The 25,363-nt window shown below is 41.3% G+C and carries 26 protein-coding genes; 3 read left to right on the plus strand and 23 right to left on the minus strand.

From position 1 onward, the window contains the following. Nucleotide 1 precedes the first annotated feature (1 nt). From BM161_RS00270 to BM161_RS00300, 7 genes are all read right to left on the minus strand, one after another. The gene (locus tag BM161_RS00270; protein ID WP_074929621.1) at nucleotides 2–979 is read right to left on the minus strand and encodes a phosphotransferase enzyme family protein; all 978 of its coding nucleotides are present in this window, start codon (nucleotides 977–979) and stop codon (nucleotides 2–4) included. A 44-nt stretch (nucleotides 980–1,023) separates the two neighbouring features. Continuing rightward, the gene (locus BM161_RS00275; RefSeq protein WP_074929622.1) at nucleotides 1,024–1,893 is read right to left on the minus strand and encodes a hypothetical protein; all 870 of its coding nucleotides are present in this window, start codon (nucleotides 1,891–1,893) and stop codon (nucleotides 1,024–1,026) included. 352 nt (nucleotides 1,894–2,245) lie between these two features. After that, on the minus strand, nucleotides 2,246–3,040 hold the full coding sequence (locus BM161_RS00280) for a class I SAM-dependent methyltransferase (protein WP_074929623.1): 795 nt from the start codon (nucleotides 3,038–3,040) through the stop codon (nucleotides 2,246–2,248). Beyond that, complete coding sequence (locus tag BM161_RS00285) at nucleotides 3,040–3,798, minus strand: helix-turn-helix domain-containing protein (RefSeq protein WP_083425608.1); 759 nt, start codon at nucleotides 3,796–3,798, stop codon at nucleotides 3,040–3,042. The genes BM161_RS00280 and BM161_RS00285 overlap by 1 nt, the downstream gene beginning before the upstream one ends. Nucleotides 3,799–3,896: 98 nt before the next feature. Continuing rightward, a complete protein-coding gene (locus BM161_RS00290; protein ID WP_074929624.1) occupies nucleotides 3,897–4,400 on the minus strand; it encodes an AAA family ATPase in 504 nt (167 codons plus the stop codon). A 155-nt stretch (nucleotides 4,401–4,555) separates the two neighbouring features. Next, nucleotides 4,556–4,759 (minus strand): ParB/Srx family N-terminal domain-containing protein, encoded by a 204-nt coding sequence (locus BM161_RS00295; protein WP_074929625.1) that lies wholly within the window; start codon nucleotides 4,757–4,759, stop codon nucleotides 4,556–4,558. A gap of 34 nt (nucleotides 4,760–4,793) precedes the next feature. After that, the gene (locus BM161_RS00300) at nucleotides 4,794–5,159 is read right to left on the minus strand and encodes a CD3324 family protein (protein ID WP_074929626.1); all 366 of its coding nucleotides are present in this window, start codon (nucleotides 5,157–5,159) and stop codon (nucleotides 4,794–4,796) included. A 138-nt stretch (nucleotides 5,160–5,297) separates the two neighbouring features. Between BM161_RS00300 and BM161_RS00305 the strand changes: the two genes are divergently transcribed. Beyond that, nucleotides 5,298–5,801: a hypothetical protein gene (locus BM161_RS00305; protein WP_074929627.1), complete on the plus strand. Its 504-nt coding sequence runs from the start codon at nucleotides 5,298–5,300 to the stop codon at nucleotides 5,799–5,801. Between the two features lie 11 nt (nucleotides 5,802–5,812). Here the strand turns inward: BM161_RS00305 and BM161_RS00310 are convergent, their stop codons facing one another. From BM161_RS00310 to BM161_RS00325, 4 genes are read right to left on the minus strand one after another with little or no spacing between them, the layout of a single operon-like run. Then, entirely contained in the window at nucleotides 5,813–6,850 is a 1,038-nt protein-coding gene (locus BM161_RS00310; protein ID WP_074929628.1) for a histidine phosphatase family protein, read from the minus strand. A gap of 18 nt (nucleotides 6,851–6,868) precedes the next feature. Beyond that, a complete protein-coding gene (locus BM161_RS00315) occupies nucleotides 6,869–7,477 on the minus strand; it encodes a GNAT family N-acetyltransferase (protein ID WP_074929629.1) in 609 nt (202 codons plus the stop codon). 8 nt (nucleotides 7,478–7,485) lie between these two features. Next, nucleotides 7,486–8,277, minus strand: a complete 792-nt coding sequence (locus BM161_RS00320; RefSeq protein ID WP_074929630.1) for a class I SAM-dependent methyltransferase — start codon at nucleotides 8,275–8,277, stop codon at nucleotides 7,486–7,488. Nucleotides 8,278–8,321: 44 nt separating this feature from the next. After that, nucleotides 8,322–9,026, minus strand: coding sequence for a DNA alkylation repair protein (locus BM161_RS00325; protein WP_074929631.1), 705 nt, complete (start codon nucleotides 9,024–9,026; stop codon nucleotides 8,322–8,324). A 67-nt stretch (nucleotides 9,027–9,093) separates the two neighbouring features. Here BM161_RS00325 and BM161_RS00330 point away from each other — a divergent pair, with 67 nt between their 5' ends. Further along, nucleotides 9,094–9,621: a DUF3267 domain-containing protein gene (locus BM161_RS00330; protein WP_074929632.1), complete on the plus strand. Its 528-nt coding sequence runs from the start codon at nucleotides 9,094–9,096 to the stop codon at nucleotides 9,619–9,621. 21 nt (nucleotides 9,622–9,642) lie between these two features. Here the strand turns inward: BM161_RS00330 and BM161_RS00335 are convergent, their stop codons facing one another. Both BM161_RS00335 and BM161_RS00340 read right to left on the minus strand, forming a co-directional pair. Beyond that, on the minus strand, nucleotides 9,643–10,818 hold the full coding sequence (locus tag BM161_RS00335; RefSeq protein WP_074929633.1) for a hypothetical protein: 1,176 nt from the start codon (nucleotides 10,816–10,818) through the stop codon (nucleotides 9,643–9,645). An 83-nt stretch (nucleotides 10,819–10,901) separates the two neighbouring features. Continuing rightward, the gene (locus tag BM161_RS00340; protein WP_074929634.1) at nucleotides 10,902–12,551 is read right to left on the minus strand and encodes a sigma-70 family RNA polymerase sigma factor; all 1,650 of its coding nucleotides are present in this window, start codon (nucleotides 12,549–12,551) and stop codon (nucleotides 10,902–10,904) included. 127 nt (nucleotides 12,552–12,678) lie between these two features. Between BM161_RS00340 and BM161_RS00345 the strand changes: the two genes are divergently transcribed. Continuing rightward, nucleotides 12,679–13,638 carry a D-2-hydroxyacid dehydrogenase gene (locus BM161_RS00345; protein WP_074929635.1) on the plus strand — a complete coding sequence of 320 codons (960 nt, stop codon included), beginning with the start codon at nucleotides 12,679–12,681 and terminating at the stop codon, nucleotides 13,636–13,638. A 116-nt stretch (nucleotides 13,639–13,754) separates the two neighbouring features. On the opposite strand, the gene fabG is transcribed toward BM161_RS00345, so the two are convergent. The 10 genes from fabG to BM161_RS00395 form a co-directional block, all read right to left on the minus strand. Continuing rightward, nucleotides 13,755–14,507, minus strand: coding sequence for a 3-oxoacyl-ACP reductase FabG (gene fabG, locus BM161_RS00350; RefSeq protein WP_074929636.1), 753 nt, complete (start codon nucleotides 14,505–14,507; stop codon nucleotides 13,755–13,757). Nucleotides 14,508–14,621: 114 nt separating this feature from the next. After that, a complete protein-coding gene (locus BM161_RS00355) occupies nucleotides 14,622–16,055 on the minus strand; it encodes a glycoside-pentoside-hexuronide (GPH):cation symporter (RefSeq protein WP_074929637.1) in 1,434 nt (477 codons plus the stop codon). Nucleotides 16,056–16,078: 23 nt separating this feature from the next. After that, a complete protein-coding gene (locus tag BM161_RS00360) occupies nucleotides 16,079–18,397 on the minus strand; it encodes a glycoside hydrolase family 3 C-terminal domain-containing protein (RefSeq protein ID WP_074929638.1) in 2,319 nt (772 codons plus the stop codon). Between the two features lie 25 nt (nucleotides 18,398–18,422). After that, nucleotides 18,423–18,917: a hotdog family protein gene (locus BM161_RS00365; RefSeq protein ID WP_083425609.1), complete on the minus strand. Its 495-nt coding sequence runs from the start codon at nucleotides 18,915–18,917 to the stop codon at nucleotides 18,423–18,425. A gap of 10 nt (nucleotides 18,918–18,927) precedes the next feature. Then, the gene (locus BM161_RS00370) at nucleotides 18,928–20,166 is read right to left on the minus strand and encodes a beta-ketoacyl synthase N-terminal-like domain-containing protein (RefSeq protein ID WP_074929640.1); all 1,239 of its coding nucleotides are present in this window, start codon (nucleotides 20,164–20,166) and stop codon (nucleotides 18,928–18,930) included. A gap of 2 nt (nucleotides 20,167–20,168) precedes the next feature. After that, nucleotides 20,169–20,834, minus strand: a complete 666-nt coding sequence (locus BM161_RS00375) for a DUF3261 domain-containing protein (RefSeq protein ID WP_074929641.1) — start codon at nucleotides 20,832–20,834, stop codon at nucleotides 20,169–20,171. A 3-nt stretch (nucleotides 20,835–20,837) separates the two neighbouring features. Beyond that, complete coding sequence (locus BM161_RS00380; RefSeq protein ID WP_074929642.1) at nucleotides 20,838–22,283, minus strand: TrkH family potassium uptake protein; 1,446 nt, start codon at nucleotides 22,281–22,283, stop codon at nucleotides 20,838–20,840. Between the two features lie 45 nt (nucleotides 22,284–22,328). Further along, a complete protein-coding gene (locus tag BM161_RS00385) occupies nucleotides 22,329–23,774 on the minus strand; it encodes an NAD-binding protein (protein ID WP_074929643.1) in 1,446 nt (481 codons plus the stop codon). A 23-nt stretch (nucleotides 23,775–23,797) separates the two neighbouring features. Then, the gene (locus BM161_RS00390) at nucleotides 23,798–24,409 is read right to left on the minus strand and encodes an ECF transporter S component (RefSeq protein ID WP_074929644.1); all 612 of its coding nucleotides are present in this window, start codon (nucleotides 24,407–24,409) and stop codon (nucleotides 23,798–23,800) included. A 118-nt stretch (nucleotides 24,410–24,527) separates the two neighbouring features. Next, nucleotides 24,528–25,295, minus strand: coding sequence for a type III pantothenate kinase (locus tag BM161_RS00395; protein ID WP_074929645.1), 768 nt, complete (start codon nucleotides 25,293–25,295; stop codon nucleotides 24,528–24,530). Nucleotides 25,296–25,363 lie beyond the last annotated feature (68 nt).

Consider the following 25,363-nt stretch of genomic DNA (forward strand, 5'->3'; position numbering starts at 1 on the left):
ATTATACGGTTTTTATCAGATGAGTTGCGGCATCTTCAATATCTTCGAAGTCTACAACTTCTCCTTCACGGGCGGTACATTCGAATTCGTCGACAATATTTTCTATTAAGACCATGTCTATAAAAAACGGGAGTTGATTCAGGAATTCATCAGAAATTGTGGTTTCAGATTTGTAGCCTTCCAGGATTGTGTCGAAATAATGTTTCATACCGGCGTCTCGTTTTTCGGGGTCACTTTCGTAGCGGAACCATCCTTCGCCGTGAAGATAGAGATTTGCAAGGTCGAACATATACCAGCAGTACATACAGTTATCAAAATCAAAAACTGTGATATTGCCGTTTGTCATGTCGATGTGATAGTTGCCGTCGCTGTAGTCGAAGTGAATTAGACCGTAATTTTGACTATCAGTCGGTAGTTTTTGAAACTTTTCGAGACGGGCGGCAATTGCTTTTTTCAAATCTGAATAAGTATTTGGAATCAGTCTGTTTATATATTCCATATTGTATTTATCAAAATAGTCTGGACGACGGTGATCTACTGTTGGTTCAAAGTGTTTTGAGAGCTCATGGATTTTGCCGAGAGTTTTTCCTGTGTTGTAAAAGTATTCTTCAAGCGGCGCGCCTTCTCGGTAACGATATCCGTTATCACACAAAAGCATTCCTTTCGCATATTCAAAAAGTGAGATGAAAATCGGTTCCTCTCCATTATCGACAACTTCAACAAGTTTGCCGTTTACACTCGGAATTACATCAGCAACAGGAGCACCGTTTTCCGCCAGATAATGCACAAACTCTGTTTCTGCAAGATAGTCCTTTTCAGTTCTGTCACCAGTTGAAGAAATTCTCAGCACAAACTTTTTTTCATCATTCTTACTGAAAATTAAAATCTGATTACGTCCGCCCTCGTGCCCCTCTACTTCTTGGAAATCGAAATCTTTGAGAGAAAATAAATTTACTGCCTTACTAAAATCTTTCGTCATTAAATTCTACAGCACCAGTTCCATCAGCCAGTAGTCTTCTTTTCTTACATCGTCATATAAGCATAAAGTGTAATCCATTTATTTTCTACACCTACATCGCCGACTTTGAATGCGGGAACACTTTTTGAATCAGTCAAAACATATCTGCCATTTTCAAGCTTATGCTGATTCAAAACTCTGATACCTTCCTTCATTGCTTCTGAATCAAGAAGACAGCCAAGAGCCTTGAGGGCATAAACAATATTCTGCGCGCCGATTTTGATTGGATCCGGAGTGTAGAAGGTTCCAAGCATAACATCGAATACCGGAGTCTTCATGTCGTCGGTGCGGTAGAAAATATTGCGCTTTGTAAAATAATGAACGAGGGCTTCTTCACATTCGGTTTTGATTCCCTGTAGATGAAGCTCGGCAACAAGCATAAGAAATTCGATTGTATATTTTATGCAGCTTTTGTGAGGCTTTTTTGGATCATTGATTTTTTTGTTTGTGCTGATACAGCGGAAGCCACCATCTTCCTGAATGAGCGCAAGCTGTGTGCTGATTTCGTTGCGGACAATTTCTTCATCATAATAACCAAGCTTTACAAGATTTCGCAGGAGAAGAGGTTCACCGCAAAGCATCTTAAAACCGGTAGCTTCAATCAGACCAAAAACTTCGTCATCAATATCTTTACCAATATCGGCACGGGTAAGTCCCCATTCAGCAAAGGCAAGAATAGCATCGTACTTATCCCAGTTCTTTGTTTTGTGAAGTCTGCTTAAAGCGCGCGCGTAGGTCTTACTTTCGAGAAGCTGCTTTTTGCATTCGATAACTTTTTCATCACTGTCTGCAAGCTTCAGATATTCCTTAAGAGTTCGGAGTTTTACCTCCGGGTTTGAATCTTCCAATAACCAGTTTAAGATAGAGTCTTCCATATTCTTGCCTCCTGAGGAAGGCCGCCCGGTAGGCGGCCGGTGATAGATTGGAAAGCGTTAAGAAAAATTGCGGAAGCAATTTTTTAGCTTATCCTTTAATAATTATATATCATACCTCAAAAAAGCTCTTGTCAAAAATTGCTCAATTTTGTCAGCCAAGTAAGTAAAAGTATATTCGAGATAAAGAAAAATACCTACAAAATTAGGGTTTTCATGTATTTTGTAGGTAAATAAATGGATTTTGTTATGGGGCAGTTTCTGATTTTACCTACAAAAATGTTAAATTTTCTTTTTTTGTAGGTAAAAAAAACACAAAATCAAATCGATTTCTATAAATTTTTTAAAATAATACCTACAAAACTGACAATTTTGCCATTTTTGTAGGTATTTTTATTGAATCAACACTACAGTTCGATAAAAATTTACCTACAAAATCACTAAAACCGACTGTTTTGTAGGTAAATTCTGTAAATAGCCGATTATTATAATTATTTTTTTTCTTAAAATTCATTACATCAACTCGCTCAAGTATATTAAAGGTTATGATTCCTTTTTTGATGTAATACAACGTATGACACTTTTCCCAGTGAACACCTTTCTGGCTGCAGGTGCCAGCGTATTCAAAACCAAAGGATTCAATTTCATCTTTTATCATTTTGAAGGAATAAGTTTTCTTCTTTCCTTCACGGTCGCGCCAGTTGCTCAAGTGCACAGGCAGAATGGAAAGACAGCCGCCAGTTTTGAGAACTCGATGAGATTCTTCAAAAAGCATGTACTTGCCTTTACCGTCGCCGCCGTGAAGTGCATCATACAACAAAACTAAATCCAGAGAGTCATTTTCAAAATCCTGCAGATTGTGAACTTCTTTGTTTATTAAGGTGATATTTTTAATCCCCCGCGCTGCAATCTTTTCACCAACTTCTTTCTGACAAACAGGACTGCAATCAATTCCATAGATTTTTCCATTGGGATAAGCGTTACTCAAAGCAAAAAGATTTTCGCCAAAGCCATAACCGAAATCAAGAACTGTGGGAGCGTCCTTTACTTCCGGTGCCATCGGCATTTCCAGAAACAAATCCCGTCCATCAGTTTTTTCCCATAGAGCGATGTCATTGTATAAATGTTCGTTTGTATTTGAATAACTCATTATTTTCCCCTTACGACACTATCTGTATAAATAAAAATATCCATGTAATGAACGCCGTCTTTATCATATTCATATTCAAAACACGGGATGATGTTTTCCGGGAATTTTTCTTTGAAGCTGCCAGCCTGAAGATATTCCATAATTCGCTGATAGCCGCCTGGGATTCTTTCAAACGAACGTGCATGTGGATCTGTCACAGTGATTACCGCATATTCTGCTTCGCTGTTTGTGGCATATTCCACACCCGGGCAGTTTGTTTCAAAACCATCTGGGAGTACATAGGCCGCAACATAACCGTGGAGTCCGAACCGCATCTGCTGTTCCTGAGAGACGAACGGGAAATCCCAGCCAAGAAGTTTAGCGTCCGAGCAGGCTGCAAGAAGTCCGCTTGTTTTGCCCCAAGCCATCATATAGTTTATAACATCCTGCTCAGGTAATGGAGAAATCATTACATAGCGGGCCATTCTGAAAGCCGGCAGCTTTCTGATTTCCACCGGCGAGTACACTTCGTCTTTGGATGTCAAATCTTTTCGAACAAGGTCGTCCAAAGAGCAGGAAAAAATCGAACACATTTGCGAAAGTCTGTCCAGTTCCGGCACAACCTCATCAGTTTCCCAACGAGACACCGTCTGGCGGGTTACTTCCATCATTTCCGCAAACTGTTCCTGTGTGAGCTTTTTCTTTTTTCTCAAAAAGCAGATATTATTTCCTAAGTTCATAAGCATTCCTTTCCAGCTGGTAGCTTTATTATTACACATGATATGCGTCAAATCTACCAACTGATATATGCTTTTTGAGGAATTTTTGTAACGTAGAATGTTGCAATTGTTTTTATCAGTTACATTTACAATTCAGTTTACAGATGCTTTGCAAACTCTGCAATCCTGTCTGCAGTTTCTTCCTGGCTCAGTTTTCCGGTATCCAACTGCAGCGGAAACTTGCCACGGTTGCGGCGGAACCATCGGTTGTATTCAATGTGAGGCGGAATATTGCCTTCATTAAAACCACGCTCAGCCGGGCGGGCAAGCAGGCGCTCCCGAATCACTTCATCATCTGCAACCAGAGTTACAAAGTAAGTTGCTTCAACCTCGTCTGGAATTGTATTTTTGGTGATATAATCCATCGGATTTGTACAGCCGAAAAGCACGAGAGTACGTCCTGCCGCACGACGAACAGCCTCAGCAAGATAAGCATTTGCGTATCCTTCCGGATGGTCGGTGTTCGCATAATCATGCCAGTTGATTCCGCATTCATCAGTATCGATGCAGGCAAAGAGCTTCTCGTCGAGACGTTCGCCCACAAAGTCGCGCATCGTAGATTTTCCGACACCGCAGGCACCGGTTACACATATAATTTTCATAATTTAATCTCCATCAAATGATGGTTTCGACCCTTCGACCAGGCTCAGGGACCGCAGGCTCAACCACCGTATGTTTACTTTCTAATTACAACGCAGTCTTTTACATACTCGCCGTACTTTTTCAAAAAGTCCTGATATTCGTCTTCTTCTGTAATCTAGAAAAGAACCCAGGCTTTTTCATAACCAAGGTCTTTGTAGGCTTGAAGACGATGATTGCCGTCATTCAAAACAAACTCGCCGCCTGTGTATTCAACAAACATCGGTGCGCATTTATTCACAAAGTCAGGGGTTGCTTCGATTGTCTTTTTCAACTCACCAAGCTTATGATCCCACCAGCCCTGATCAACACGATACTTCATCTCTGGTTCCGGGCCTGAGCATCTCTTAAGCAAATTAAGTGGCACAAGAGCCGGACTGAAATAATATCTGTCGCATTTTTTCTTCTGCATATGCTTTTGCCGATTCCAAAGTTGCACTGTACTTTAACATAGAAACCTCCTTCTTGCTGTAAACGATTCTTTTAATCGAATCATAAGAAAGACAGTATTTTTCCATAAGGTCATCAATCGTTTGTCCCGCTTCAAAGTCCGCTTTAATAGCAGCGTTTCTTTCACGAATAAACTGCTGATAACCCGAAGTTTCGCCCCAGGATCTTTTTCCATTTCCGGCCGGAATATAAATTGTCTCTCCAGAAACATATCGCTGAATCTGTTTTAAGAGATCTTCCGGAAAAATGTCCTGTGCATTTCTGTACTTCATACCATCCTCATTGTGCCGGTCACAACCTGCACCTTACAAAAGAGATTCTATACTAACCCCGTTCCCGTTTATATATCGAGTTTAATTATAAAAGTTTTTTTACACAATTTTCACCGGATATGAAGTATAATAATTTATATGAAAAAATTGATTACACTTATATTCAGCTTTTTGATTTTTGGAGCTGTCTTTGCAGAACCTTCTCAGAGTCCTTATGACTATGCCCTAACTTTTTTCAAGAAATTCAATGAAACTCAAAAAAGACTTACTTATATGAACAAGCCCGGTTCTCTTGAAAAAATGGGAACAGAAACTGTATATGGAAATATTTCCGGTTCCGTTTTTTATGATGTAAAACTTAAAGGTTTGGGCGCTGTTGTAACTCTGCGCTATACAAATTATTGTGATGAAGAAGGCTGGACTTTTGATGGTGAAATCCTCACACATTCAAACATGGCGCAGAACGGAACCTTTGAAGGAACGATAAAAGTTTCGGGTGTGGCACCTGGCGAAATCTCTTACGATAAGGTACTCCTCAAAAAAGGTCTGCCAGGTGACGGCAATTACCTCGTAACTACCTCAGATTTCAAAGATGCTGAAGTAAGTTACACGGTTTATCTGAAATCAAAAGAGGTAGAATAAACTATCTTTCGTTAGTTTATAAACTTTTTCATCTGCCAGCCGACAAGTTCAGATTCTGTCATAGCAAGAACTCCGGCGGCAGATACCCACTTAAAATCGCAGGTTTCGCCTTCCTGCAGCTTAATCGAATTTTTGTCGCAATCAGTTACACATAAAAATCTTACATGCCAGCAATGCCCGCCAATGTCTTTACTTAGGAATTCAAGTTTATCTGCAACGATATCGGTTTCTTCACGAAGCTCACGGAGCGCACCTTCTACATCCGTTTCCCCTTTCAGCGCTGAGCCACCTGCTGTCGCCTCCCACATATTCGGATAAAGCGGCTTTGTGGGATCACGTTTCATCAAAAGATATGTTCCGTCCACATGACGCACGAGAACCTCACACACAAGATGATATGTATCCTCTGGGAAATATTCCTCTTCATCACGAACCAGAGTGACCCCTTCTATTTTTTCATAATTAGAATTATATGCATCCCAAAGTTCCGGTTTTTTCATATTCTTTATGCTTAAACATTTTTCACCATTAAACTCAAAAGCAACAATCCAAGGCATAACATTTATGACTTTTTCGAAATCAGAATATCCAAATGATTTATCATAATAATTGATGATTGTACTAAGAGCAGTTCCATGAGTTCCAATCGCAATATTCTTGCCTTCGTACTTTTTCAGCACTTCCTTTAAAGCAGCAATATTACGTGCCTGAACTTCGCGAAGGCATTCTCCACCTTCAAGTTTATAATCAAAGTCTGCCCACTGATTTTTTGAAAACTCGAAAAAATTATCTATCCATTCATTACCAACAACTCTTTCATGAAAATCATTAATAGTTTCAATTTTGAATCCATACTTGCCGGCAAAATCTTCAAGCGTCATCACAGCTCTTTTATACGGGCTTGAAAGTACAACATCAATCTTTTTATTGCTCAGATATTCCGTAACAATTTTTCTATCTTCCATTCCCTTTGGTGTAAGCTCACGTAATAAATCATCATGATTTGAATAATTCGGTTCCGCATGTCTGATAAAATAAACTTTTGTCATTGTGGTCTCCTTTTTTAATTACAGTTTGCGCTTAAAAATATATGTTTTGTAATCTTCGTCCTCACTGTTGAACGGTTCGTATATATCTTCCTTCACAAGCGTAAAGCCGTGATTAAAATACCACTGCCAGTTGCATTCACAGTCTGTCCAAAGGTAAAGATTTTTCCAGCCCTCATCGCGAAGATGATTACAGGCCTGGTCGAGAATCTGAGAACCAGCCCCAGGCTTCCGGCTTATAAAAAGCGAAAGTTTTATGTCATCATCATTCATGAGGCTGAGGGTTCGCTCGTCCATGAGAGTCAGGAAAGTTTTGCTCATTGCAGAGGCCGTGAGCCACTCTTCCGGAAAGCGCTGAGACTCGCGGGCAAACCATTCTTCTACACTGCACTTATCTCCCTTCCGCGCAAAGAACGCCGCCGACAATATCCCGCCTCTCGCGCCCGCGCCTTCGACCTCGCTTCCACCCATCAGCTGAAATCTATAATCATTTTCCCAGATATTATTTCTTACTATATATTCAACATTAAAACGTTTGAACTCCGAGCTCCCCACAGACGGGCACCATAACGGCTCAACAACATCAACAAGAAGAGGAATGTTTTCAAAATTAAAAGGTTCGAGTTGCACAATGTCTCCTATTTTTTCTGCAAAACTGTGATTGCTCCGTAGTGCAGAATATCAAACTTTTCCGGAGCAATTTCATCGAGGAGGGCACGGTGTTCTGCATCCCAGCGGGCAAGTTCTTCCGGATTAAGAGAAGCACCAATTCCCCTGCTTGCTCTTACACGGCCGTGCCAGCTTTCTTTTGTAAACGGAACCATAAGGTCGAACTCTTCATGTTCAAGTTTATCAAAATATTTATAGGCAACATCTGGTACCCAGTTTTCATGACGCTGCGCACCACAGCCAGACCATTTTGGACTGTACTTTAAAATCATCTCTTCGCTCTTACCTGCAATCTTATCTTCAAAAGGAAGCCATGCCATATACAAGATTACAAGTTTTCCATTTGGCTTAAGAAGGTCCGCAAGAACCGGCATCACTTTTTCATGATCAAAATACCAGAAGCACTGGCACGCTGTAATTACATCAAAACTTTCTTTCGGAAAATCAAGCTGCTCAGTTGCACTGGCAATAAAATCAATTTTCATGTTGCCTTCAGCCGCGAGTATTTTTGCCTGCTCAATCTGCTCAGGAGAAATATCTGTGCCGGTCCACTGTGCGCCATATTTATACATATTGCGCGGAATAACACCAGTACCCGTTCCAAGATCCAGAACTTTCTGACCGTTAACACAAAGGCCGCGGTCTACAACTTTTCTGTAAAACTCTTCCGGGTAAATGTCGCGAAACTTTGCATATTCTTTTGAAGTCTTTCCCCAGTCAAAAGCCTTTCCGTCATCAATGCGCTTATCTTTGATTTCCATATTTCCCACTCGATTGGAATCACTATTTTAATACGTTTAATATATCACAGACTTCTTATTGTTGTAATTACCCGCAGCGAACGAAGATACTCTTTTCTTTCGTTTGGAACTCTAAAGCTTTCGCATGCTTTTTGAATTGTCTTGTTATGAGTCCAGTCATCAAGTTTGTGACCTTCAATATATTTCACAGAAGTATCCCACTGTTTTACCAGAGCTTCAGCGAAGAGCCAGGCTGTCATCATATTCACATAATATTCATCAGAACGTAAGTCCGCCGGCAAATCCAGATATTCAGGCTTAAAATCTTCATCAAGATAATTTGCCATCAAAATCTTCATACCACAGCGGCGGGTATAAGTTGCTTCAGACGAAATCCATTTTTGAACAAGCCCGATTAGTTCGTCCCTATGCTTTTTAAAACACACAGGGTTCACTCCATCATTTACAGCCCAATTATCAATATAAGGTATGAACTTTTCGAGAGCCGCAACACATTCATCAAAATCTTTTATCTTATTTATCAAGGCAACATGCAGACAGTTTTCTTCGTGATAGGTATGCGGCAGAGTTGAAAGAAAAACCGGAATCACTTCATCGCCCTTAATCCGCTTTAAAATATTTTTATATTCAGGTGCACGAATCCCGATAAACTTTTCCCGAGGAAATCCTGGAATCAGTTTCGCACCAAAATCACCATACTTTTTATCTTCATACTCAAACAGCAGCTTCTGCAAATCTTTTATAGTCATAAAAATATTATAACATCAGAAATACAAATCCTCAAAAACCATGTTATAATTAATTGAGGAGTAAAAAATGATTAAATGGGTAAAAGAACTTCCTGACACACCAATTGATACAAACATCTACAAACCGTTTATTAAAGGCGACTGGTTTCGAAAACACTATATGTGGTTTGCATACACATTAATGTTTCTTCTTGTTATCCCAGTCTGTTGTCTTACAACACCAATGAACGATATTCGTTTTCCTATCAGAATTGCAATGATACTTCCTGTATTTCTGATTCATGAACTTCTGCACATTCTCGTTGCTTTCAGAATCGGAAATATTTATCTGACTCATTCAGGATTATATTTCTGGCTTCACTCAGATGCAGAAATGTCAAAAGGTCGGTTCTGGATTTTTATGACTCTTCCCTTTCTCGTGCTTTCAGGCATTCCGCTAATCACAAGATTTTTTTATTCAGGCGCACTTAGTCCATATATTTTATACGTTGCCTGGATTAATGCAGTAATGGCAAGCTCAGACATCATCAATTCTATATTAATTTTATTTAAGCCCCGTAATGCAATTTTTTACCGGGGCTATTATAAATGCTGAGTCTGCCAGTTTCCCGGTGATTTATTTTATGATATACAACGCTGCTGCAGAGGCCTTGTAATCCTTCGGGATTTCGAGGCCTTCAACATTCATGCCGTACCAGTACAGTTCCTGTCGTGGACTCAAAAAACTACAGAGCCAGAAAACATATAACTGATCTATTCTCTCTTTTACACCCCGCATCTCAGGAAGCATAATCTCTTCCATTGCTTTGTCAGTTGCCTGTGCAATTTCTTTTACGATAGGAATTACTGCTCTGGTGATGATTTTTTCAAGTTCAGAAAAAACTTCTTCTGTGAAAACAGGAATCATCGGCTTGTAGCTGTCGCCACGTTTTTCCACAACTCCATGCTTTTCAAAATCTTCAAGACACTTTTTCTCTTCCTCTGTAAACTCACGGTTTATTCCTTTTACAAGATTCAGATAAAAATCGATATTGCCGGAAGTAAGATATTTATTTCTGCCCATATCCGATGTTCCCATTCCAAGTGCATTTTCTTCAAAGCTGCACGGAAAAGGTTTTAAATCAAAAACATTGTTATATCGATAGTTACCTAAATGCTGATAATAAGTTGATGTCTGAGTCAATCGTCTTTCCAGATGATCATCTTCAATATTTTCATCAGCATAATTATAAGATGCGCAAAGTGAAAAATCATAATTGTGAGTCCGCCAGTCACTATTACTCATTATGACTTCATCAGTTTTTTCAGAATAATAAGAACGGAATTCTGAAATCATACAGTTGTCGGTCACGGTGTACAAAAACCAGTTTAAGTATGAAAGATCAAAATCATTTCCGTAGAAATCCAGGGCAGCAATTTTATCCTTCAAAGAAAAAAGCAGGTCGTTGATTTTCTTTGGAATCTCATGCTCCTCACAAAAGTTGTAGCACAAAAGTCCGGCTTCATAATTTTTCTTAAGATGCAGCATCGGAAAAAGCGTAAGATATTTTCCGTCTATCTTCTTCATCATCTTTACATTGCAAAAAGAATCTACCGCATCCTGAATATATTCGCGTGGAGACTGAAGTGCCTCAGAAAGCTCCTCTACAGATTTAGCTTCATCATAACAAAGCAAGGCAAGCTGTTGTCTGAAAATGCCGTGCATCTCGCGCATTGCTGGGGAAGCCCATCCGCAATATGACACCCTGAATTCTGCAGGCGCATATGAAAGCTGTTTATCTATCTTTTTCATTTCTAATCTCCTTATGGTAGAACTAAAAATTGCTTTCGCAATTTTTTTAACGTTCTGCTATCTAACACCGGCCGCCAGCGGCCTTACACATCTGTAAGCAAGACCATGGCTGCACATGACGCATTCTTGCCTTCTGCAAAACGAACCATGTCATTATCAATTGCATACTGCATCAACATGGAATCCAGACTCTTTCTGTCTCCAATCGGAATAACATGCCAGAATGAAGCCCACAAAAGATCATGCCGGATATAAGGCAGTACAACTTTTTCCTCAGCCTTGTAAAGGGCATCACAATATTCAATCGAAAGCTCTTTGAATTTTTCGTGCCAGATTTTGCACCACTTATCTACAAGCGCAAAACTGATGACAGGAATATTTCCTTTGTAGCCTTCTGATGTTTTTTCGAGCACACCATTATTCATCATATCTGCGACAAGAACTTCTTCTTTTTCGGTGAGAGTCTTTTTTGGATTTTTGATAAGCTCAAGATAGATTCCCACATTGCTAAAGTTCAGCCAGTTAAGGCGGTCCATATCCAGACTGTAAGACTGGCCGTCTTTTACATAATTCATTGTGTTGATTGTATTATGAACTTCAATGTGGCCATACTGCGGAATATTGTAAATCTCAAAATTGTAGCCGGGGCCAATCAGCGGCGCAGCAAGTTTTTCTGCCTTCTCCGGTTCATCCTCATACTGACCAGTCAGATAAAAGTTTCGCCAGAATCTGTCTGGAAGTCCCTTACCGTATTTTTCACGAAGATATTCACCACCAGTTTTCATTCCAAACTCTCGGTCTGAACGGATGATAAAATATGGCAGAAGATATTCCCAGTCAAAATCATTTCCGTAGAAATCTTCTTTGAGAATCTCCTGCTTCATACCTGTGAGAATCTCAAAAAAGCGTTCAGTGACTTTCAGCTTAGCATTTACTTCGCGATCAATTTCTCCGGCTTTACGGATTACAGACTTTGGGAAGATTGTAAAATCTGTAAGATACTTTCCTTTCTTTTCTTCTAAGAGAACATTCGCACGCACAAGTTTTTGAATGCTGTCTTCCAGAAAGAGCTGGGGGATTTCAAGCCGGGCCGCAAGCTGGCTCATCGTCTGACTTTCTTCACGGCAGGCAAATAAAATCTGCCTGTCTATAAGAGACGAAATTGCCATCCAGGCCTGTAGTGAATCCCCATAAAACTCAAGTTCAAAATCAACAATCTTACTTTTCTTTTCAGATTTTTCATTTCGATTTTCCATAGTTTCATATTTCTCCTTAAGATTTTTTCGGGCATCAGATAACCGGCTTGTTACTGTACCCGTAGGGAGCTCAAGCGCACTGGCAATTTCTTTTACACTTTGATTTTTGATGTAGAAGCGCACAAGTATATCTCTGTGAATATACGCAAGCCTTGTCATAGATTTAGAAAGCAGGTCCAGTTCTTCCTGTTTGATGTAGTCACCGATTGACTTATCAAAACCAAGAAGGCTGTTTTCCATATCATCTAGACTGATTTTCACCGGACGTTTTTTCCTGTAAAAATCAACAACCTTGTTATGCGCAATCTGCCAGAAAAGACCGTAAAAGTTTTCAATCTTTTTTCCGCTTCGCAAAACCAGCATGGCATCAATAATGATTTCCTGTGCAAGGTCCTGAGCCTCTTCCTTATCTGAAATCTTCTTCCAGCAAAAAAGAAAAGTCTTTTCCATCAAATCATCTGTAATTACGTTGTTCACCGCAAGCTCCACATTTTTAAACTATGTAATCGATTACACTATTATAGTCGATAAAACTGCAATTTTGTTGGGTAAAAAATCAGATATTCATACAATTATTTTTTTTCGTATCTGATATACTGATGTTATGAAAATCTTAGTAATCAACAACATGCTTGAACAAAAGCATCTGGACCTTATAAAAACTTCTGCTGAAAGCCTTGGCCACGAAGTTTTCTTTTATACTGCTGAAGCTGAAATCCCTCAGACAAATTATGATGCAGATATTATTTACGGTTTTGCGCCTTCAATCGTAAAGACAAGTAAAACTCTCAAATGGCTTTGTGTTCCTTGGGCCGGTGTGGACTCGCTGATGGTGCCGGGCTATTTTGCAAACGAGGACTGTCTGCTTACAAACGCAGCCGGTGCTTATGGTGTTTCAATTGCCGAACACATGATTGCAGTTTCTCTTGTGATGATGAGAAGACTGGACGAGTTCCTCGAAGAAACCCGCGGCGGCCAGTGGCTTAAACCAAGAGCACAGCGTTCTCTCAAAGACTGCCGCATCACAGTTCTTGGTACAGGCGACATTGGAACTACCTTTGCTAACCGCGCCAAAGCCTTTGAGCCGGCAAGTTTTATTGGAGTTTGTCGCAGCGGAAAAAGCAGCGCACAAGTTTATGATAAAGTACTTCCTGTAAGCGAACTCGACTCTGTACTCCCTGAAACTGATTTACTTGCAATGAGCCTGCCTGCCACTCCAGAGACCCGCGGAATTCTTTCGCGTAAACGTCTGGCACTTTTGCCAGAGGGAGCATACATTGTGAACGTTGGCCGAGGTTCTGCAATTGATGAAGAAGCCCTTGCCGATGCTCTGGACTCAGGACACCTTGCCGGAGCTGCCCTCGACGTATTCCAGACAGAACCGCTGCCGAAAGGCAACCGCCTTTGGAAAACAAAGAAGCTTGTAATTACACCACACGTAGCCGGCAACATGACACTGCCGTATACGAAAGACAAAAACGTGCAGATGTTCCTTGAAGATTTGAAAAACTTTACGGAAGGAAAAGAGCTTCGTTATCTTGTGGATAAGAAGCTGGGGTATTAAAAAAAAAGCGACCCTTATCTTAAATAAAGGTCGCTCGATCGTGGCGAAACATTCTTTCGTAGAAGCTAAAAAATTGCACTGTCGTACAATTTTTTTTAACGCTTCTGCTATTTTAGTTACATACCACCATCAATCTCAATACACTGACGTGTAATATAAGCAGCGCCCTCGCTCAAGAGGAATACGGCAGCTGCAGCGATTTCTTCTGGTTTACCTGCACGTCCCATTGGGATTGTCTGCATGATGATGTCGTATACTTCTGGGCGGATAGCCTTTGTCATATCAGTTTCGATTACACCTGGTGCAATTGCGTTACAAGTAATTCCACGGCCTGCAAGTTCAACAGCCAAAGCCTTTGTAGCACCGATGATACCAGCCTTAGAAGCAGAGTAGTTTGTCTGACCACGGTTTCCATCACATCCACTTACAGAAGAAATTGTGATGATACGTCCGCCGCGCTTGTTTTTGCGGCTTGCCATTGGCATAAGAAGTGGGTTGATTACATTGTAGAAGCTGTCGAGGTTTGTGTGAATAACCTTGTCCCAGTCTTCGCCACTCATAGCAACAAATGTATTATCGCGGGTTACACCAGCGTTATTTACGATTCCCCAAAGAACTCCGTGCTTAGCTGTCAATTCGCTGAGCTTAGCCTTACAGTCTTCGCGGTTTGAAACATCAAACTGAATCAGTTCGCCCTGTCCACCGGCAGCCTGAATCTGAGCAAGAGTTTCTTCAGCTTTGCCCTGACTTCCATTGTAGTGACAGATTACATAATATCCGGCCTTAGCAGCCTCAACAGCGATTGCGCGGCCAATTCCACCGCTGGCACCAGTTACGAGAACTTTCTTATCAGCATTAACGTTTTCCATTTTGTTTACTCCTGTTAAAGGCCTGTCCGGCCGTTTTAATCATCTTATTATGACATTTTTGACAGATTTTGTCACCCATCATATCATTCTATTAACAATCTATTATCATTCAATTTATTTCTTTAATTCAGAACAGATTCTCTCATATTCCTTTTCATCAATTTTATACTTCTTCTCAAGAATCAGCCATGCCGCAACAAGCGCAATAAAAGGAATCAGAGTGATTCCAAGACGCAGAACAAAAAGCTGTCCGCCGGTCGCACCAGAAATATACTGATCTGCCAGAGTCAAAACTTCCTGCGAAGTCATTTCTCCGGTTCTGGCCTTCACCTCAAGCGCACTCACACTCTGACTGATTGCATAAATGCCGCTGATAATCAGAACAAGATTTACAATTCCCTGATTAATGGCAGTTGAAAGCTTTGCAGAAAACGAACGAACGGTAGAAATAATCGAATCGTGTCTCTCGTGGAATTTATATTCATCATACTCAATCGTATTATTCAGCATAACCAGAAGTACAAGATTAAAAAGCCCCTGACAGAAGAAAATCACAAAGCCCGAAATATTGATGAGGATACGGCTCTTTGGAAGCACATAACCGGTAAGCAAAAGAATCAGATAACCCGCACCAATCACAATTGTGATTAAGCGGAGAATTTGGCGGCGGGTCATGCCTTTTGTAAAAAGCGGAAAAGCAATCTGAGAAAGCAGAGTTCCAAGTCCATACATAACCGTAAACAGGAACACAAGATTTCCACCCTCGGAATAGCCGAACTCAAAATAGAAGAAGTTCATGCCAAACATCAAAAGAAGATTTGTTCCGATATTAAAAAGCAGCGACGCAATTCCCGCAGGAATAAGCTGATCGTTTCTGGTAAAAATCTTGAACATGTCTTTGAGGGAGAGTGAGTCTGAGTGCTCTGCAGCTTCGTGATGCCGCTCTCGCACACCAAGAACGGTAATCAGCTGGAAGCCGATAAAACACAGTGCAACAATGAGAGCCGTAACTCTGTAAGCATTCACCGCGTTTCCCGCAATCACTGTAGGAACAATTCCCGCAACACTAAACTGACCGATGCAGATAAAAATGCTCATCAGCGTAACAAGAATATTTCGCTCGCCTGCATCACTCGAAAGAGAAGGCAGCATTCCCCAATACGCAATATCATTCATCGTGTAGGTCATTCCCCACAACAGATAACTGATACCAAAGAAGGCTACAAAGCCCCAGCCTTCCGGCCGGATTGTAAACAGAGCAAGAATTACTGCCGCGTTCAAAACCGAGCCCGCAAGAATCCACGGCTTATACTTTCCGGCTTTGAAGTGGCAGTTTTCAATTATGATACCCATGAGCGGATCGTTAATGGCATCCCAGATAAGACAGATTACAATGATTGCCGAAATCACGCCGAACTGCGCAACCGTCAGCTTCATTGTGTACTGAATGTAAGTCATCAGATACATACTCACAAGAGCGTAGGCAGCGTCGCGGCCGGTAGCCCCAATTGAATAAGACCATTTAGTTCTGTTATCCAGTTTCTCCATTTTGAACTCCCCGCTTTTTTTTATTATCGGTTTGCCAGACGCACTGTTTTTTCCATCAGCTTTTCCGTAAAGATTCCGTTTGTTATGCTGATTAAACTTTCAAGAGGATTTTCTGCAATTGCACTAAGAACAATTTTTACAGAAGGATCGTTCTTTGATTTTCCACGCATAGAGAAAAGAATAATCATATTGATGATTTTCAAAATAACTCTTACACCAAAACTTTCCTTTGCCATGTCGCCAAGATTGTCGGCAGTAGTAAAGGTTCCTTTGTGATGCTGCTCGTAGAAAGTATTTGTAAAGAAACTTTCGTAAAGAGGAAGATCTGGAGTGTAAGCTGCAAGCTCAGACAAGCCAGCAGCAGCCTGTTCTGCACTAACACTAACCTTCTGCTCAAGAACAATCTTTCTTACAGACATTCCAACCTTGATTGTATATTCGCCAGCATCAGCAACAAAGTTGTGAGCTGATGTGTCGTAAGTTGTAAATGCATTTTCATCGAGGGTAACTGTTACGCGTTTTGTCTCGCCTGGCTCAAGCATTGTTTTTTCAAAACCACGGAGCTCAGGGTAATCAGAACCTTCCTTCTGGATATAAACCTGAGAAGCTTCTGCACCTTTTACAGAACCTGTATTTTTCAAATCAAAAGAAACTTCGCGCTTTGCAACATCAACTTTGAGATTTGAATATTCAAAAGTTGTGTAGCTTAAACCAAAACCAAACTCGTAGCGAACAGGAACATTCTTTGCTTCGTAGTAGCGGTAGCCTACATAAGAGCCTTCTTTATATTCAATGTTGTCTTCTTCGCCGGCAAAGTTTCCGTAACAAGGAGTATCTTTTTCTGAGAATGGGAAAGTCTCGGCAATTTTTCCAGATGGATTTACACGGCCACTGAGCAATTCAGCACAAGCCTCACCACAGGCTTCACCACAAAGATACATATGAAGAACGGCACAAACCTTATCTGCGAAATAAATATCGATAGGAGCACCGCTGAAAGTTACAGCAATTACATCTGCACCAAGAGCAATAATCTGGTCGAGGAGTTTTGTCTGAACCTGTGGCAATGCAATATTATCACGGTCAAAACCTTCGCCTTCAAACTCTTCTGTAAGACCACAGAAGAAAAGTACAGGTCGTTTTTCGCTGGCAGCTTTTTTAGCAAGCTCAAGAGCCTGTGCATAACCTCGCTCACTTGTGTCTCCCATTTCACCTGTGTAGCCTTCTGCAAAATCAATTTCATAACCAAGTGCTTTAAGACTATCCAGTGCATTAGGATAAGGAGCTGTTGAAATATGACTTGAACCGCCACCCTGAAATTTCATAGTAGCAGCCATTGCACCAATTACTGTGATTTTTGATTTTTCTGCAAGTGGAAGAACGCCGTCGTTTTTAAGAAGTACAGCCGCATTTGTTGCAAAACGAAGAGCTGCATTATGATGTGCCTTAAAATCAATTTTAGAATTATCAGCCTTCTGCTGATGTCCGCCAGTCCATTTATTAGCCGCTTCAATTACAAGAGCATTTGCTTCATCAAGCTTAGCGCGAACCTCAGCATCATCCTTATAAACTTTTTCAAGCTGATGAGAAAAGTAACCGTTTGAATCCGGCATGGCAAGAGACATTCCGGCCTTAAGACAATTTGGAGCGCCGATACATGCACCCCAGTCAGAAATTACAATTCCCTTAAAGCCCCATTTTTTTCTGAGAACTTCTGTAAGAAGAAACTTGCTGGCAGCCGCATAGTCGCCGTTTACCTTATTGTACGAAACCATAATGCTGGCCGGCTGAGCCTTGCGAACTGCAATCTCAAAAGGACGAAGGTAAATCTCTGAAAGAGTTTTTTCGTTTACAATTGAGTTTGAAGTCTGGCGACGCTTTTCCTGATTGTTACAGGTAAAGTGTTTGAGTGAAGTTCCAATTCCCAGTGCCTGCATTCCGTTGATATATTCAGCCGCAAGAGTTCCGGCAAGATATGGGTCTTCTGAAAAATATTCAAAGTTACGGCCGCACAAAGGAGAACGCTTAATGTTTGTTCCCGGGCCAAGCACAACATCAACTTCCTGACACTGAGCTTCTTCTGCAATAGTTTTTCCAAGTTCACTCAAAAGTGATTTATCCCAGCTGGCTGCCATACAGCTTGAAGTTGGGAAACAGGTAGCAATACGACTGCGGTTCAAATCCGCATAATGCTCAGTTTCCTCAATAGCATCCTGCTTACGAAGTCCATGCGGACCATCACTCATTGTAAACGAGCGAACCTTACCTCCAGCGTCATAACTGTTCCAACTGCCAACGCCGTTGAAAAGGCGCATTTTTTCTTCATCAGTTAACTGAACCATCGTATCCTCCTAATTTATGTCGTGTTTATGCGTTGTCACCGAAAAGAGCCTCTGCATCTTCAGTTTCCATTACAGAAACCTTTGTTGTTACAACCGGCTTTTCGTCGTTCTTGTTTGCGTACAATTCGCAGATGTAGCGGTAAACATGATTTTCTTCATCGCGGAAATCTTCTACTGCCTTCATCTGAATTGTTGTGTTGTTTCTGAGATAGCCAACCTCTGCCTTAAATTCCATAACGCTCAAAATAAAACCAGGAAGCGGAGTCCGACCCTTGATTGTATTTGTGATTCCAGTGAGAGCTGAAATACACTGAGCCATAAATTCAAAGCCGGCCCAGCTTGGAACTCCGTCAAATTCCGGTTCATAGAAAATACAGTTTTCTGTGATGTCATACTCACTTGTAATTGTATGATTGTTTACATCGTGCTGAGTTACGCGTGAGAGCAAAAACATTTTTCCTTTGTGAGGAAGATAGTTGATAAGCTCGTCGTGTTCGATAAGTTGCTGGATTTCTTTCATTATTATTCTCCTATACTCCAAGTACCAGGCAGGCATTAGCGCCACCAAAGGCAAACGAATTAGAAAGGCAGATTTTCAAGTCGCCCTTCACTGCTTCTGATTTACTGTCCACAATATTGATTTCTGGAAGTTCTTCATCGCGTTCGCCATCCCAAACCTGAACCGGCAATGTAATATTATTTTTTCCATTATTTTCTACAAGGGCCTTCCAGCAGATTGCCGCCTCAAGAGCAGCAGCCGCACCAAGAGTATGCCCTGTAACTGGCTTTGTTGTTGAAACAGGAACCTTAATTCCATCAGCTCCAAAAACCTTGTCCACAGCAATTGATTCCATGCTGTCATTGAACTTTGTTCCTGTTCCATGAAGATTGATGTAGCCAACGTTTGTAGCCGCTACACCAGAGTTTTCAAGAGCACGGCGGATTGCTTTTTCTGCACCGGCTCCACTTGGATCTGGGGATGTCATGTGGTAGGCATCGGCACTTTCGCCCCAGCCGAGGAGGCGTACGGTGGTGGTACTAGTGGTTTCGATACGCCCACCTTGCGGGCACTCAACCACCGAAAGAGGCTCCTTCGTCATAACAAAAAAGGCAGCACCATCTCCCAAAGTGATTCCGTGTCTGTTTTTGCTGAACGGATTAGTAATTTCACTTGATACGGCTTCAAGTGCACTAAAACCAATCAGCGTTGTATCAGAAGCAATATCAATTCCACCGACCACAGCTGCATCAACAATGCCGCCCTTAATCATTTCAGCAGCCTTTATAATTGCACCCGCGCTCGAAGAACATGCTGTTGAAAAAGTATTTACCGGCCCGCGCAATCCAAATTTTTCTGCAACAAAAGTTGCTACATAATCTGCACCCTGAATCTCAAGCGAGTAATCTGCAGGGAACTTTTCTTCTGCAAAATATTTTCTGTGGCCCGCAAGCGAAAACTCAGTTCCGTTATCACAAGAGCCAACACAAACAGCAACACGCTCTGCACCGTATTTAGAAACTGCAGCCTTAACATCAGCTTTAATCTGTTCAAGCGCCGTATTTTCAATACGCATGATTTTCATTTCATAACGGGAAGTACTTGGCTTTAAAATTGCGTCATCAATACGAGCCGCAAAATATTCTTCACCGTTACAGGCTGTTACCTTTTTAATCCCTCTCTGATTTCCGCCAGTTACAGACTGCCACAGTTCATCAATGTTGTTTCCTGCGCAGCTCATTACGCCTGGCTTTGAAAGATACAGATCCATATTTATTCCTCAATTTTTGTTAGTTTATATTCATATCCACGAAGATGATTTTTGATTGTGACAGTATTCTCTAAAATCGTAATTTCTTCAATAAGTTTTTTACCGTCACGAATAAGGCGAGTCTCAATCACATTCGTTGTTGGATTATATCCTGTTCCATTCCAGACTTCAAAACTCAACCCAACAGATTCATAATTCATACGCAAATATTCTTTATCATAAAACGCATTCTGAATATCACAAATTATGTATTCACCCGGTAATGCTTTTGGAAAATAAGCTGAATCAAAAACAACGTTATTTCCATCATAAAAAACATTTCCCATATCAGAACCAAAATCATTCATTAAAGAAAGGCTTATTCCAGTTGCATCAATCTGAGTGTAAGAAAGAAGCGTAAAGCTTGTATCACCAAAAGTTCCTTCAAGCAGCTGAATGCCGTCATAAGTTCCCAAGGCATATTCTGGCAGCAGGAGCTCTACCTTTTTTGTATTTGTAACGTAGATTGGACGGAGCCCTTTTGCAGTTATTTTTTTTGATGATTTAGACACTTCTGTTGATTTACACGAAATCATAAAAAGAGAAATTACAAGGATGCAGAGAAAACACAGAGATCTTTTAATGGTGGTTTCGACAGACTCAACCACCGCAGGCATTTTTTTAATCATATTTTATTTTTCCCAATAAACTGGCAGGAAGAAAATGATCATCGTATAAAGTTCAAGACGTCCTGCGAGCATTGCAAAACTATACCAGTATTTTACAAAATCTGGAAGGAACCCAAAGTTTTGAGAAGGACCAAGCATAGCATAACCCGGACCAATATTTCCTACCATACTGAGAGCACCCGTAAAGGCAGACCAGACATCAAGCTTACCAAGACAACCAACAAAAGTTGTAATGGCAACAAGACCAAAATAAACTACCATAAAGGCTGCAACATTAAATACAATATCTTTTCGGCCAGGGCGTCCATTCAATCTGATTGCAAAAACGCCGTGAGGGTGAAGCATCTTTCGGGTTTCGTTCTGAACCTGTTTGCCAAGAACCAGCCAGCGGATAACCTTAACACCACCCGAAGTAGAGCCAGAACAGCCACCAATAAAGAATGTTACAAAAAGAAGGAACTGAGTAACAGCCGGCCAGTCCATAAAGTCTGCAGTAGAGAATCCGGTTGTCGTCATCAGAGAGATAACCTGGAATGAAGAATAGCGGAGAGAACTTCCAAAGCTTCCGTAGTAACCGATAAGAGAAACAGTAACCGCAGCAATCAAAGCAAAGATGATAATAAGGTAAGCTTTAAATTCTGAGTTAGTTCCAATGTCGCTGAATTTTCTTGTGATGATGTAGAAGTACAAACTGAAGTTGATTCCCGAAAGGAACATAAAAATCATAATGATTACATCAATGGCTACAGAGTTATAAGCGCCAATCGAAGTGTTGCGTGTAGAAAAACCGCCGGTACCCAAAGTTGCAAAGGCGTGAGAAAGTGCATCACTAAAAGTCATACCCGCAATCTTAAGGGCAATCGTTTCTGCAACAGTAAAACCAAGATAAATAAGCCAGAGGATTTTTGCAGTAGTTGTAATTCTGGCAGTTACCTTTCCTTTTTCAGGGCCGGTAGTTTCTGCCTTAATCAGCTGAAAGCCACCCACACCAAGCAGAGGCAAAAGCGCAACAGTAAGAGTTACAATTCCCATACCGCCAATCCAGTGAGTAAGACAACGCAGCATATTGATTGATTTTGGGAGAGTCTCGATTTCACTTAAGATTGTAGAACCTGTTGTAGAAAAACCGCTGACACTTTCAAAAAGGGCATCAACAAAGCGGGGAATACTGCCGCTGGCATAAAGCGGAATTGCACCCATCAAACTTACAACTACCCAGGAAAGCGCAACAATCAAAAATGTTTGGCGGGTATTCATTGTGATTTTTCTGTGCCGGGTTGGAAAATTAACAGCAGCCACAAACACAAAGCTTACGGCCATTGGAATTATAAAAGAAAGATAAACCTGACTTTCGCCGTAATAAAAAGCAACACCTAGTGGAATTGCAAAAAGCACGCCAACGATTGAAAGGAGGATGGATGATATTTTTAATAATGATATGACGAACATATAAACCTCAGAATTCTGCGGTAGTTTCGACAGGCTCAACCACCGTCATTCACTGCTGCCAAAAAATGCTAATACCTTCTTGCTGTTCTCGGCCACGGTAATCAATACAATGTGGTCGCCTGCAGCAATGCGTGTTGTTCCAGTTGCAATCTGATACTGATCAACTCCAGATTTTTTGTCCATCAGAACAAGGTAGCTTCCAGGGTTAGAGATTTCTTTTAGCTCCTTTCCGCTCGCTTTTGAATCTGAAGCAACCTCACATTCTACGATTTCGAGTTGACCGTTAGTTACAGTATGAATTTCTTTGACAGACTTTCCGCGGAGGTGACTCATGATAGAGTCTACAACAGCGTCGCGAAGAGGAACCGGAACATCAATTCCAAGCTTGCGTGAAATCTCGGCAAAGGCAGAACTTCCTACAAGGCTCACAGTCTGCTTTACACCAAGTGATTCCAGATAAGCGGCAAGCACCATATTCATTTCGTGGTTGTGAGTTGTACAGATGGCAAGGTCAAAGTTTACGATTCCTTCATCACGGAGGAAGGTTTCATCAGTTGCATCCGCCCTCATAACCCGCGCCTCCGGGAACTTTTCCGAGGCGGCTTTCGTGAGCTCATCATTGCTGTCGATAATCACAAAATCAAAATTGCGTTTAGCCTTAATGCTCGTGAACAGGCGGGCAATACCAGAAGCCTTCTGAGCCCCGCCCATCAGCTTTTCAGCAACAATAGTTCCAATGCGTCCGGCACCAATCAAGGCAACCTTACGGAGCTCTTTCTGCTCGCCGCCGCACAGCTTCATAACTTCAGAAATATTGTCCTTTGAAACAAGCACTCCGATTATTGTGTCGGCTTCAAGTTTAGTGTCGCCGCTCGGGAGCATTGTCTCGCCGTTTTTCTCGATATATGAAACAAGGAATTTAATATCAGTTTTAGAACGAAGTTCTTTAAGAAGTGCACCGTCAAACTCGCTGCCAGCAGTAATTGTAATGCGGGCAATCTCAAAGTCAGTATTATCAAAAGTAATTACATTACCAACCGCGCCATTTTCAACAGCCTGAACAATTGCATCAGCAGCCTCAACGTCTGGGTGAATCATATAGTTTATACCATAAAGCGGACGATGCTTACCGGCAAAAGTATTTGAATGCTTTTTTTCTGCCTTGGCGGTATTTACGTAATAAGCGTAATTACGCACACGGGCAATTTTTAAGATATCTGGATACACCGCATCTACAAGAGAGCAGGTAATCATATTAACTTCATCGGAAGAGGTTACGCAGACAAGCGCATCGGCCTTGGCAATGCCAAGTGTTTCGAGGGTTTCAAGATTGTTGCCGTCTGCACACATAACTGTACAATCCAGCTGATTAGAAGCATGACGGATTGTGTTCTCGTCGTTATCTACAACGGCAACCTGATTTTTTTCATTAATTAAGAGTTTTGCGAGCTGGATTCCAGTGAAGCCAGCTCCCACGATAACTATTCTCATAGTTATCTATTATACTACGTTTTTTACTCCTGCGACAACTTAGAACCTTTTTTTCCTGCAATGAACAGTCCGGCATAAACTGCTACACAGAAAATTGTTGCGGCAATTGCTTCGAGGATAGCGTTGAATCCGCACGCACCTACGAGTGCAAAATATCCCATTCCACCAAGAGCTTCACGAACATCAGCTCCCTTGAAAACGTAAAGGCTTCCAAGAACGAGGAGAGTGTGTGCTACAGTTGTGATAAAGCCTGTGATTCCGGCAGAAACTGTTTTTGGCATGTGAGGAATAAGATTCAAAGCCTTCCAAAGTCCCCATGCGATTACAGCAATCAGCATACGTGGAAGAACAGAAATAAGAGGATTTACAAAGAATGGATCGAGAGCTCCGCTTGGGCTCATTGCAGCCTGAATCAAAGAAAGACTACCGAATACGAGGCCAACGAAAAGTCCTTCTGGAAGGCCTGCGAGCATACAAATCAAAATTACAGGAATGTGAAGAATTGTGATTGAAGCAGCAGGGCCAAGTGTGATAAAGCCAAGCTTTGTGATTCCAAGTACGATAACAAGTGCGCTGAAAGCACCTGTAAGTGTAAGTTTTTTGTTGAGTGAAAGTGTTGAGTTTGTGTTTGTCATAATTATTTCCTTTTGTTCTCGTCATTGCGAGCCGCAGGCGAAGCAATCCACATAACGAGCTCTCAAAAATCTGGATTGCCACGTCACTTCGTTCCTCGCAATGACGGTTAATATAAAATTAGTTGAGTTCCAGCGCCTTCTTAACGCCGGCCAGTACGAGCCCTGGTATGATTTCATCAAAAAGCTTGTAATCTTCAAAACTTCTTGCAAAACCACCAGTTCCGATAATAACTGTGTCTTCTCCATGGAAGACATTTTTTTTGAATAAATAACAGAATTCTTTTACAGCACCGGCAGTGCCATAATAAAGTCCGGCCTGAATAGCTTCAGTGGTAGAACTTCCGTAAACGTGCTCAGGTTTCATAATTTCAACTGAGGTCAGATTTGCAGTTCCGCCCGCAAGAGCATCAACGGAAATCTTAAGCCCCGGCATAATTATGCCACCAAGAAACTCTTTATTCTTAGACACAAGTTCCGCAGTAATTGCAGTTCCCATATCTATGATAATCAGATTCTTATCCGGATATTCAGCAACCGCACCCATTGCCGCTGCAATAAGGTCTGCACCAATTTCTTTAGGATTTGAATAGCGCAGCTTGAGACCAGTTTTTATTCCAGCCTGAATAAACAGCGGTTCATGTCCAAGATATTTTACACAGGCTCTGGAAAGCGAATGATTTACCGCAGGCACAACAGAGCAGCAGCCAATCTTTTGAATCTTCTGCCAATCATAGCCGTTTTCGCGCAAAGCCGAACGCAGGAAAATCCCGATTTCATCTGAACTAGAATTAATATCTGTAGCACGACGGAATCTGAGAACGCATTCATCGTCCTCAAAAAGCCCGCAGGCTGTAGAAGTATTTCCAACATCGATTGTAAGAATCATACATTCCCCCTGTTAAAAGAATTCACCGATATGGCAGGGAATGCCTTAAGTTTGATGAGTCATAGTAC

This window comes from Treponema bryantii, assembly GCF_900113965.1.
Classification (GTDB): Bacteria; Spirochaetota; Spirochaetia; order Treponematales; family Treponemataceae; genus Treponema_D; species Treponema_D bryantii_A.

Bases quoted from the DNA above. Each gene is read 5' to 3' on its own strand.
- fabG (WP_074929636.1), bottom strand. From the start codon at position 14,507: ATGGAAAACGTTAATGCTGATAAGAAAGTTCTCGTAACTGGTGCCAGC.
- BM161_RS00325 (WP_074929631.1), bottom strand. From the start codon at position 9,026: ATGACTATAAAAGATTTGCAGAAGCTGCTGTTTGAGTATGAAGATAAA.
- BM161_RS00330 (WP_074929632.1), top strand. From the start codon at position 9,094: ATGATTAAATGGGTAAAAGAACTTCCTGACACACCAATTGATACAAAC.
- BM161_RS00270 (WP_074929621.1), bottom strand. From the start codon at position 979: ATGACGAAAGATTTTAGTAAGGCAGTAAATTTATTTTCTCTCAAAGAT.
- BM161_RS00320 (WP_074929630.1), bottom strand. From the start codon at position 8,277: ATGGAAATCAAAGATAAGCGCATTGATGACGGAAAGGCTTTTGACTGG.
- BM161_RS00305 (WP_074929627.1), top strand. From the start codon at position 5,298: ATGAAAAAATTGATTACACTTATATTCAGCTTTTTGATTTTTGGAGCT.
- BM161_RS00365 (WP_083425609.1), bottom strand. From the start codon at position 18,917: ATGAAAGAAATCCAGCAACTTATCGAACACGACGAGCTTATCAACTAT.
- BM161_RS00300 (WP_074929626.1), bottom strand. From the start codon at position 5,159: ATGAAGTACAGAAATGCACAGGACATTTTTCCGGAAGATCTCTTAAAA.
- BM161_RS00390 (WP_074929644.1), bottom strand. From the start codon at position 24,409: ATGACAAACACAAACTCAACACTTTCACTCAACAAAAAACTTACACTT.
- BM161_RS00355 (WP_074929637.1), bottom strand. From the start codon at position 16,055: ATGGAGAAACTGGATAACAGAACTAAATGGTCTTATTCAATTGGGGCT.
- BM161_RS00275 (WP_074929622.1), bottom strand. From the start codon at position 1,893: ATGGAAGACTCTATCTTAAACTGGTTATTGGAAGATTCAAACCCGGAG.
- BM161_RS00345 (WP_074929635.1), top strand. From the start codon at position 12,679: ATGAAAATCTTAGTAATCAACAACATGCTTGAACAAAAGCATCTGGAC.
- BM161_RS00335 (WP_074929633.1), bottom strand. From the start codon at position 10,818: ATGAAAAAGATAGATAAACAGCTTTCATATGCGCCTGCAGAATTCAGG.
- BM161_RS00295 (WP_074929625.1), bottom strand. From the start codon at position 4,759: ATGAAGTATCGTGTTGATCAGGGCTGGTGGGATCATAAGCTTGGTGAG.
- BM161_RS00375 (WP_074929641.1), bottom strand. From the start codon at position 20,834: ATGATTAAAAAAATGCCTGCGGTGGTTGAGTCTGTCGAAACCACCATT.
- BM161_RS00385 (WP_074929643.1), bottom strand. From the start codon at position 23,774: ATGAGAATAGTTATCGTGGGAGCTGGCTTCACTGGAATCCAGCTCGCA.
- BM161_RS00290 (WP_074929624.1), bottom strand. From the start codon at position 4,400: ATGAAAATTATATGTGTAACCGGTGCCTGCGGTGTCGGAAAATCTACG.
- BM161_RS00380 (WP_074929642.1), bottom strand. From the start codon at position 22,283: ATGTTCGTCATATCATTATTAAAAATATCATCCATCCTCCTTTCAATC.
- BM161_RS00360 (WP_074929638.1), bottom strand. From the start codon at position 18,397: ATGGTTCAGTTAACTGATGAAGAAAAAATGCGCCTTTTCAACGGCGTT.
- BM161_RS00285 (WP_083425608.1), bottom strand. From the start codon at position 3,798: ATGTGTAATAATAAAGCTACCAGCTGGAAAGGAATGCTTATGAACTTA.
- BM161_RS00280 (WP_074929623.1), bottom strand. From the start codon at position 3,040: ATGAGTTATTCAAATACAAACGAACATTTATACAATGACATCGCTCTA.
- BM161_RS00395 (WP_074929645.1), bottom strand. From the start codon at position 25,295: ATGATTCTTACAATCGATGTTGGAAATACTTCTACAGCCTGCGGGCTT.
- BM161_RS00310 (WP_074929628.1), bottom strand. From the start codon at position 6,850: ATGACAAAAGTTTATTTTATCAGACATGCGGAACCGAATTATTCAAAT.
- BM161_RS00370 (WP_074929640.1), bottom strand. From the start codon at position 20,166: ATGGATCTGTATCTTTCAAAGCCAGGCGTAATGAGCTGCGCAGGAAAC.